This is a genomic window from Paenibacillus agaridevorans, assembly GCF_003112455.1.
Lineage (GTDB): Bacteria > Bacillota > Bacilli > Paenibacillales > Paenibacillaceae > Pristimantibacillus > Pristimantibacillus agaridevorans.
The window spans coordinates 137,316-145,348 of sequence record NZ_BDQX01000054.1 but is presented as its reverse complement, the minus strand read 5'-3'; the positions used below and the strand labels follow the sequence as shown (position 1 = coordinate 145,348).

The window sequence follows — 8,033 nt, the reverse complement described above, 5'->3', positions numbered from 1 at the left end:
CGTCTACATTCTTGTCCGAATGTACATTTGATCCTTAAGCTGCATATCGATGACGGTATGCTTGACCCGCCACTTGCCTTCGCCGAGGAAAGTCACTTCTCCCTGCCCGAAGCCTCGCGGCTGGAAGCCGTAATCCCGCTCGAAGTTGATCAATACCTGAATTTTCTCGTCCGGCAGCATCCGGTGGAATTCCTGACCCAGCAGAATCGTCCACAACTTAAGCTCGTCCTCTACTTGATTCGCGGAATAGAGGTAGAAAAGAGGATCGATATTGGCCGTCAGCACGAGCCAGCCTTCCGCATCCCTCGTCGCTTCCCACTTCGTAAACTCCGCTTCTCCGACGGAGGTGACAACCGAGGAAAATTCCTCCTTCAACAGATTCTGGATCTTGGATAACGGTGCGCCTGCAAGCGTCTCAGGCAGAGACGGATCCAGGAACTTCGCTTTCTTTACCTTATCTTCCGTCACCTCGTCCAGCAGCATGGCCGCATGGAAGGCAGCGACGGCGAAGTTAAGATCCGCCAGACTGTTATCATAACCAGCCGACGTAATGCCGATGAATTGACCGTATTCATTAAACAACGCTCCTCCGGAGCTGCCATGATCGGTCGGCGCGTTGAACTGAATCCAGCTGATGCCGGCTTGGTAGCTCAGATTGCTGATCAGTCCGTCGGAGACGGTATTCTGAAGGCCAAGCGGGCTTCCGATCGCCACGACGCGATCGCCTTTGTCCGCATAGTAGTCATAGCCGACCTCGACAGGTAGAAGCTCATGCGGCTGCTCCGTACGAATAATGGCAAGATCCGCGGCTTCATTGTAGGCCACGACTCCCTTAACCTTCATCTCGTCGGAATAAATATCGTATACGGTAGCCGAGGTAGCGTCCTCCATGACGTGATAGTTGGTCAGAATCAGGTCTTCTCCGACCGCGATGCCGCTGCCTTGCGCCTTATTCGTCATAATCATGACGACGCTGCCGTCATATAGATTCACGATATCCTTGGCTGACAGCTTAGGCAGTTCGGGGAGCTCCCATTCCTCTTCGAATGGCTCTTCTTCACCATAATAGTCCCAAGTCTCAATCTTAATCGCATTGCCTGCGGCATCCCACTTTACGGTTGCCTCTAGCAGCTCGGCCAGAAATCGTACGGGAACATACGGAACGCCATCCTTCAGCAACGCCGGCGTCGCCATGAATACCGTCGTGCCGTTCACGATAGCTTCCTTCTTGCCAGGCGACATCGTTACGGTCAAACCGCCTGCTCTCACGATCATCGCGCCCGTCTTCGGCTCGAGCACCGACACGGCCATCAGAGCTTCAGCCAGTTCCTTCATCGGCGCAAGCGCTACCCCATTCACTTTCACCACGGGAGCAGACAGCTTCTTCCCGTCCACCCAGATGGACAACTGCTGCTGCGACTCGCCCGCTGTAGCCTTCGCCGTTGCCGCATGGGCGTGAGTTCCCGTTCCGGCAAGCGGGGCGAACAGCAGCCCCGCGGCAAGCATCGTGCAGACCGCGGCCTTATACCAAGTGTAATGTTTCATCTCCGGCTCCTCTCAATCTCTCCCATGTCATGACTAGTACTATTTCTCTATTAATCCTATCATCCTTATTTTGGCATGTCTATCATTTCCCGCTGCAGCACAGGGATTAGCGTCTCGTATAAACCTTTAATTGGAAGAGGCTCCCGTCAGAACTGAAAAGTTCTTAAACGAACGCACGTTAAAGCCCTCCAGAGTAGCGGCAGGCGGCAGCTCGTAATTAGGCACAATGTATACGGCGGGACTGCCAGACTCGGCAACAGAAGGGCCGAAGATGTATCGGCCGAAGGAGGCCGCCTGCTGGAATGGCGACCCCGGATTGGCATACACGACGGAGCTTGCGAACGCCTCGGGATGGATCTTTTCGTAGAATAAAACGTATATGTAGGGCATGTTTACCTTGTCGGTCACGTAGATGGGACCGTCGGTTGCATCCGATGCGTAACGGATCGCGTCTCCGAACGATTCGTAGAAGGACGGGCCGATCTCCTCCGGATACTTCGTGAAGTACTGCCAGCCGAACATGGCGAAAAAAATCGTAAACGCGGCGATCGACAGTTTAAGGGAGTGGCGGATCTGCTCTCCGCTCCAGACGACTCCCGCCGACGCAAGCAATATCAAAGGATAAAATACTATATTCATTCGGTTCATGTTTATATCGATAATCAGCCCCATAAGCATGGCCGTTATCAGCCACAATCCCACAATGACATGGGGCGCGCTTTTTGCAACAAATGCCTTTCCCGCAATAACGCCGATTCCAATAACGAGGAAAGGGATCGCGATAGGATAAAGGTAGCCGAAGTCCGTCATGGCATTCCAGGGCAGTCCATCGGTCCCCGAGATCAGAAGCTCCAGCAAACTTCTCAAGCGTGCCGCTATTCCTTCGGCAACCTTACCCGAGAACACGGAGGATACCTGCTCCACGCGCGGCACCGTCAACTTGGGAATCGTAAAAAACGGCGTAACGATCTCTGACTTATCCGCTCTATTAATATAGAGGAATAATAGAATCGGTAGCGACAGCAGAGCCAGGAGCGCTCCGTGCGCCAGCAGAAGCAGCGGCTTTATCCGCCCCGATACCCACAGATAAATCGCAGCGGCAAGCGCGAATACGGGAACAAAAAAATAGGCCGTTCCGTAAGCATACATCGACAACGCCAGCATGACGGTGAAGCCGAACAGCCACCTCGGCCTCTCCAGGCCGAGCAGCAAGAAGTAGACTGCCAGCAGCGCCAGCGTCGGGAACAAATTCGATTCAAGCGCCCATCTGGACATCATGACATGCCATGGGCATATCGCTGTAAGGAACAGCACGATTAACGCGCCTCGGCGGGAGTCGAACAGCTTGCGCCCTATGCCGTACATCGTCCCCATGCCAATAAGACCCATCAGCATGCTGACGGCGCGAACGGACCATTCGTTTAACCCGAATACATAAATAAACGGCATGGACAGGTAAGCATACAGCGCATTCTGACCGCTTCCCCAAGCGATCAAGTGCACGGGCAGCGACACCCCGTTACGATCGACGCCATGATGCAAAATGGCGTACGCGTCATACCCGATTGACGCTTCGTCCTGATTAAGCCCGGGCGGCAGCGAACCCCCATACCACAAGCGTATGAAAGCTCCTGCCGCAAAGATCAAAATAAGGAGCGGATTGCTCCGTATCCACAGCCATGTTTTGTTTCGGACAACCTTCACCCAGATTCCCCCGATGGCAGCCATCCGGCACGCGAAGGGCTACAACTGTTTAATCATTCGTTTGTACGCGCCGTCGCTCACCTGCCACAAGCCGTCATCCTTGTATCCCAGCTTGCGGTATAGCGCGTACGCGCCTTCATTGTACGGCTCTACAATAAGAGATAACTTATCGTAACCTTGTGATCGTCCCCGTTCCTCAAATGCGGCGATAAGGCTTTTGGCGATGCCCTGTCCCTGAAACCGCTCATCCACCGCAATAGAGTCCAGGTAATAGTCGCCGGGTTTGCATTCCGTCACGACCGCGCTTGCCGCTTCCTCCCCGTGCAGAGACTCAAGCCTTTCTCGGATGGGACGATCCAGTTCCTCTGCCGCATCTCCGGAATAAGCGATCAGCATCCCTGCGACCGCACCGTCTCTTCGTTCGACCAAAATATTGCGGAAGCTGAGACGGTTATGCTCCGAAGACAGGAAATCGCGCAGCACATCCCATGTCTCTACATCGTCGGTCGTGCCCGACAGCGTATGCGCAATAGGGCCGATCGCGGATAACAGTAGCGGCAGCAATGCATCCGCGTCTTTGACCGTAGCTGAATCTATCATAATATACCTCTCCTCCACTGAATAGCCGTATTTTCACAAAAATAGAGCCCTCCCGAGCATGTCCATTCATGCATAGGAGAAGCTCTATTATAGGTTATGTCCCTGCCGTCAAGCTTTCGTTACTCTCCGGCTGGCGGAGTGAAGGAACGTCCGGCGAACTCGTTGTCCAGCATGTAGAACGCGTTGCTGTCCTTGTCGATCCGCTTCAGCTTGTTGATGATGCTGTCGAACAACGCTTCTTCTTCGACCTGTTCATCGATGAACCACTTCAGGAAGTTGATCGTCGCGTGCTCGCGATCGTTCATCGCGAGGTCGGACAGCTTGTAGAAGCGTTCCGTATTTTGCTGCTCATGTTTGTAGCCTTGCTCGAAGGCATGCAGCACGGAGTCGTAGTCATTGTTCGGTTCCGGCAGCGCATCAAGAGTCGCTCGGCGGCCGCGGTCGTTCAGGAACTTATAAATTTTCATGGCGTGAAATCGTTCTTCTTCCGCCTGTACGATGAAGAAATTAGCGAAACCGTCCAGGCTGTCGCCGGAGCAGTATGCAGCCATCGCAAGATACACGTGTGCGGAGTAGAACTCGAAGTTCATTTGTTCGTTTAACGCTTGAGCCAAAGAGTCTTTCATAATAATGTGCACCTCGCCTTCTTATTTGTATTTATTCTAACATAAAAATGAGAGGCGGCAAATGGACGCCCCTCCTATATTTCCCAATTATAGAGTTAACCAATCATTTTTTTCAATCGTTTGTAGAGTTGTTCTGGCGTTGGCGCGGTGACTGCCTTCGATTTGACGACGACAAAACATTCCATCTTGCAGGTTCTGCAATTGCCCAAACAGTCGCTTTTTTTCCCCTTGATCTCGGGGTACTTCTCCTTCATCGCCTTATAGACCGACTTGGAGCCTAGCTTCAAGTTGCGTTTGCAATATTTGACCTTCTTCATGTTCCACCTCGTCGTCAAGTAAACAAACTATGATAATTCCTCTCATTTAAGATGATAGTAATTATCATTCCCGTTGTCAAGCGACAAGCTCCAATTCGCTTAACGAAAACGATGGATGGCATGCGGATCGTATTGACTCAGCTTTCCTTCGTAGATCAGCTCCAGTCGATCATTCTGGCGAAAGTCGTCCGGCGTGACCAACGCGGGCAGCTTGTTCCACAGCTTGATTCCCGAACGGGACAAAATCTCGGCGACGAACTGCGAGCAGAAGTAGGAATTGCTGAACTCGACTGGCTCCTTTAAGGCGACGCCGATTACGCCGAGCAGGTTGTACAGAAATTTACCGCGGCTCCGGATAAAAAACCGCAGCACACGTTTCATTTTCTCTTCCTCACGCCGCGTTATAGCGAGCTCATAGAGGACGCAGGTCGTACCGGGATATTTGCTGAACGTCCCCGTCTTGATGTCTTCCTTGACGAAGCCGCCGTCGAACGGGTTGCTGGGATGTTTGCGCCCGAAGCTGTACAGCTCCGACAGCTCCCGGTCGAACGAGATGGAAGCGTGGTTATAAGGTGCTTTCGTATAACTTTGTATAACCTTCGTAAAAAGCGTCCCGGTATTCGTAAGCAAAATAAAAACCGATACGTCGCGTTCCATTTTTTACGTTATCCCCTTATCAAATCATCGATATTCCTACATAATAACATAGTGTCACTTTATAGAGGATATTCATAAAGTCCGCTTCCCATTACGAAGTCATCCAAGTAGCTTACTCGACGTCGAATATTGAATTCAGCCGGACCTTCCGGTGCTCACGTAGCTTCCACTACGCTCCGCTCCTCAGGTCCTAGCTTCATCCAATCTTCTCGGTACTGATAACCGGACTTTCTGAACTCTCATTTTATAGTAATCTATCCTGGAGCAAGATGGTGATTCCGTATGAACGATTCCATAACGGCGCTGGTCGTCGTATTTGCAGGGTTATTAATTGTGAATTTCATTTACTTGGTGGCCGATCGCATGTTGTCCCGCAAGGATCATGAAGTCATCGCTTTCCGCATCAAGACGTGGTGGGGCATGTTCTTTGTCTTTTGCCTGGCCACGATTATCAATCCGGTCGTTTCCCTTCTCTCTCTAATGGTGCTGTCGTTTTTCTCGCTGAAGGAATATTTCTCCATGATCAAGACGAGAAAGGCGGACCGCAGATTGTTTCTCTGGGCGTACTTGTCCATTCCCGTGCAGTTCTACTGGATCTACATCGAGTGGTACGGGATGTTTATCGTGTTTATTCCCGTCTACGTGTTCCTGCTTCTTCCCATGCCCAGGCTCATTAACAAAGGAACCGCAGGCTTCCTGCGCAGCGTAAGTTCGACGCAATGGGGACTTATGCTGATGGTGTTCGGGCTCAGCCATCTTGCTTATTTCCAATTCGCGACGCCGGAGTATGGCGCGGGAATCGTCCTGTTCCTGGTGCTGCTGACGCAAATCAACGATGTCGTTAATTATCTCGTGTCTATCTACGGAGGCAAGCGAAAGGTGGTTCCGACCGCAAACCCCTATATCACCTGGGAGGGGTTCGCCTGCGGATTCGTCGTGACGACCGCCGTCTCGACGTTCATTTATCCGTATTTGACGCCGCTCGACCAGCTGTTTGGCGTGTTATCGGGCATGCTCATCAGTTTAAGCGGCTTTTTCGGCAGCTTGACTGTGTCCGTTTTAAAGCGGGATTTATTGCTTGGCGACGACAACAAATTCAAGAGTTCGAAAAAAAGCTTTTTGAGCCGCGTCGATAGTCTGACTTACGCTTCTCCGGTCTTTTTTCATGTCATTCGCTATTTTTTCGACTTCATGTAGCAACCTTTATGGGACCGCCCCCGTCTATGGGTACGCGAAAGCTAACAACTAAACCCTTTAAAGGCAGGTGCACCTCATGAGGCAGAACAAACGCAAAAAAGCTGTGGCGATGCTCGCCGCGCTTACAATGACGGCATCGTTGCATGCAACGATGGCATTTGGTGCCGGCAATGCTGCTCCGTCCGTACAATTCCAAATAGGAAGTCTAAACGCCGTTGACAACGACGGGACGTTTGAGTTAAAGCAAGCTCCATACATCGAGAAAGGCGTAGCCATGGTTCCCGCCCGCGCGTTCGCGGAAGGACTGGACGCCAAGCTCACTTGGAACGATACGGATCGGACCATCCAACTGGAGAGAGCCGGTCTGACCGTTCTGTTGACGGTTGACCAGGATAGCGTGACGGGAACGTACGTCAAGGGCATCAAGCTCCCGGCCAAAGTCGTCATTAAGCAAGGACAGGCTTTCATCCCGGCAAAGAGCGTAGCCGACCTGCTCGCCGCAACCACAACCTGGGAGAACTCTGGCCGCAAGGTTATTATCCAGGCAAACGCCGAGACGGTGACTCATCAATTCTCGTTCGACCAAGACCAGGACGGCTGGGAAGGCGGCTTCGCCGATCTGCCTGTAGCCTACAATCCCAACATCTACAACCTGGAGTTCAGGCGCGGGCTGATCGATTTGTCGGATAACAAAAGCAACTACGGTCTAAAGATGGTCGGCATGAACCGCAGCGATGATCTCTTTATGTTCGTAACGAAGAAGATCAGCGGCCTTGAGCCGAATATGACTTACGATGCATCCGTTGCTTTTAAACTGTATACAGACGTGCCTGGCGGCATGATGGGCGTAGGCGGTTCCCCTGGCGAATCGGTCTATATCAAAGCGGGTTTCGTCGCAACGAAGCCCGAAGCGCTCCGCCTGGATCATGTGCATGGAGAAGAACCTTACTTCATCCTGAACGCGGACAAGGGCAACCAGGCGCAGGACGGTGCCGATCTCAAAAACGTCGGCAATATGGTCGTGCCGGACGACTCCGTCGAAGACTTTCAGGCGAAGCCGATGAGTCATCAAGCCACGCTGAAGTCGAACGACAAGGGCGAGCTTTTCGTCATCATCGGCAGCGACTCCGGTTTTGAAGGGCTAACAACGTGGTACCTGGACGACGTCCAGGTGGATCTGACGCCGAAAGGCTAAGCGGAGAACGAGAACTCATCTATTATGTAATGAAACAGGAAGAGACGCCCGATGGGACCGGGCATCTCTTCCTGTTTTTTAAATCATTCGCCACCTGCCGGCGTGGAAAGCCCGCGGCAAGCCTCGTTCAGTTCATACTCATGAACGATTTACTGCTGCGCCTGCTTCAACAGCTCGATCGCCTTCTGCTCC

At 52.3% G+C, this 8,033-nt stretch carries 8 protein-coding genes; 2 read left to right on the top strand and 6 right to left on the bottom strand.

The features are described from left to right. Positions 1–3: 3 nt before the first annotated feature. The 6 genes from PAT3040_RS06510 to PAT3040_RS06485 form a co-directional block, all read right to left on the bottom strand. A complete protein-coding gene (locus PAT3040_RS06510) occupies positions 4–1,545 on the bottom strand; it encodes a trypsin-like peptidase domain-containing protein (RefSeq protein WP_108991950.1) in 1,542 nt (513 codons plus the stop codon). Between the two features lie 126 nt (positions 1,546–1,671). Next, the gene (locus PAT3040_RS06505; protein WP_181376461.1) at positions 1,672–3,249 is read right to left on the bottom strand and encodes an ArnT family glycosyltransferase; all 1,578 of its coding nucleotides are present in this window, start codon (positions 3,247–3,249) and stop codon (positions 1,672–1,674) included. A gap of 39 nt (positions 3,250–3,288) precedes the next feature. Further along, a complete protein-coding gene (locus PAT3040_RS06500; protein ID WP_108991948.1) occupies positions 3,289–3,849 on the bottom strand; it encodes a GNAT family N-acetyltransferase in 561 nt (186 codons plus the stop codon). A 119-nt stretch (positions 3,850–3,968) separates the two neighbouring features. After that, a complete protein-coding gene (locus tag PAT3040_RS06495; protein ID WP_087570795.1) occupies positions 3,969–4,475 on the bottom strand; it encodes a ferritin in 507 nt (168 codons plus the stop codon). A gap of 95 nt (positions 4,476–4,570) precedes the next feature. Beyond that, positions 4,571–4,792: a DUF1450 domain-containing protein gene (locus PAT3040_RS06490; RefSeq protein ID WP_087570796.1), complete on the bottom strand. Its 222-nt coding sequence runs from the start codon at positions 4,790–4,792 to the stop codon at positions 4,571–4,573. Between the two features lie 99 nt (positions 4,793–4,891). Then, positions 4,892–5,449, bottom strand: a complete 558-nt coding sequence (locus tag PAT3040_RS06485; RefSeq protein WP_087570797.1) for a hypothetical protein — start codon at positions 5,447–5,449, stop codon at positions 4,892–4,894. Positions 5,450–5,812: 363 nt separating this feature from the next. Between PAT3040_RS06485 and PAT3040_RS06480 the strand changes: the two genes are divergently transcribed. Beyond that, positions 5,813–6,646: a phosphatidate cytidylyltransferase gene (locus PAT3040_RS06480; protein ID WP_373863931.1), complete on the top strand. Its 834-nt coding sequence runs from the start codon at positions 5,813–5,815 to the stop codon at positions 6,644–6,646. A 76-nt stretch (positions 6,647–6,722) separates the two neighbouring features. After that, positions 6,723–7,841, top strand: a complete 1,119-nt coding sequence (locus PAT3040_RS06475) for a copper amine oxidase N-terminal domain-containing protein (protein ID WP_108991946.1) — start codon at positions 6,723–6,725, stop codon at positions 7,839–7,841. Positions 7,842–8,033: the final 192 nt, after the last annotated feature.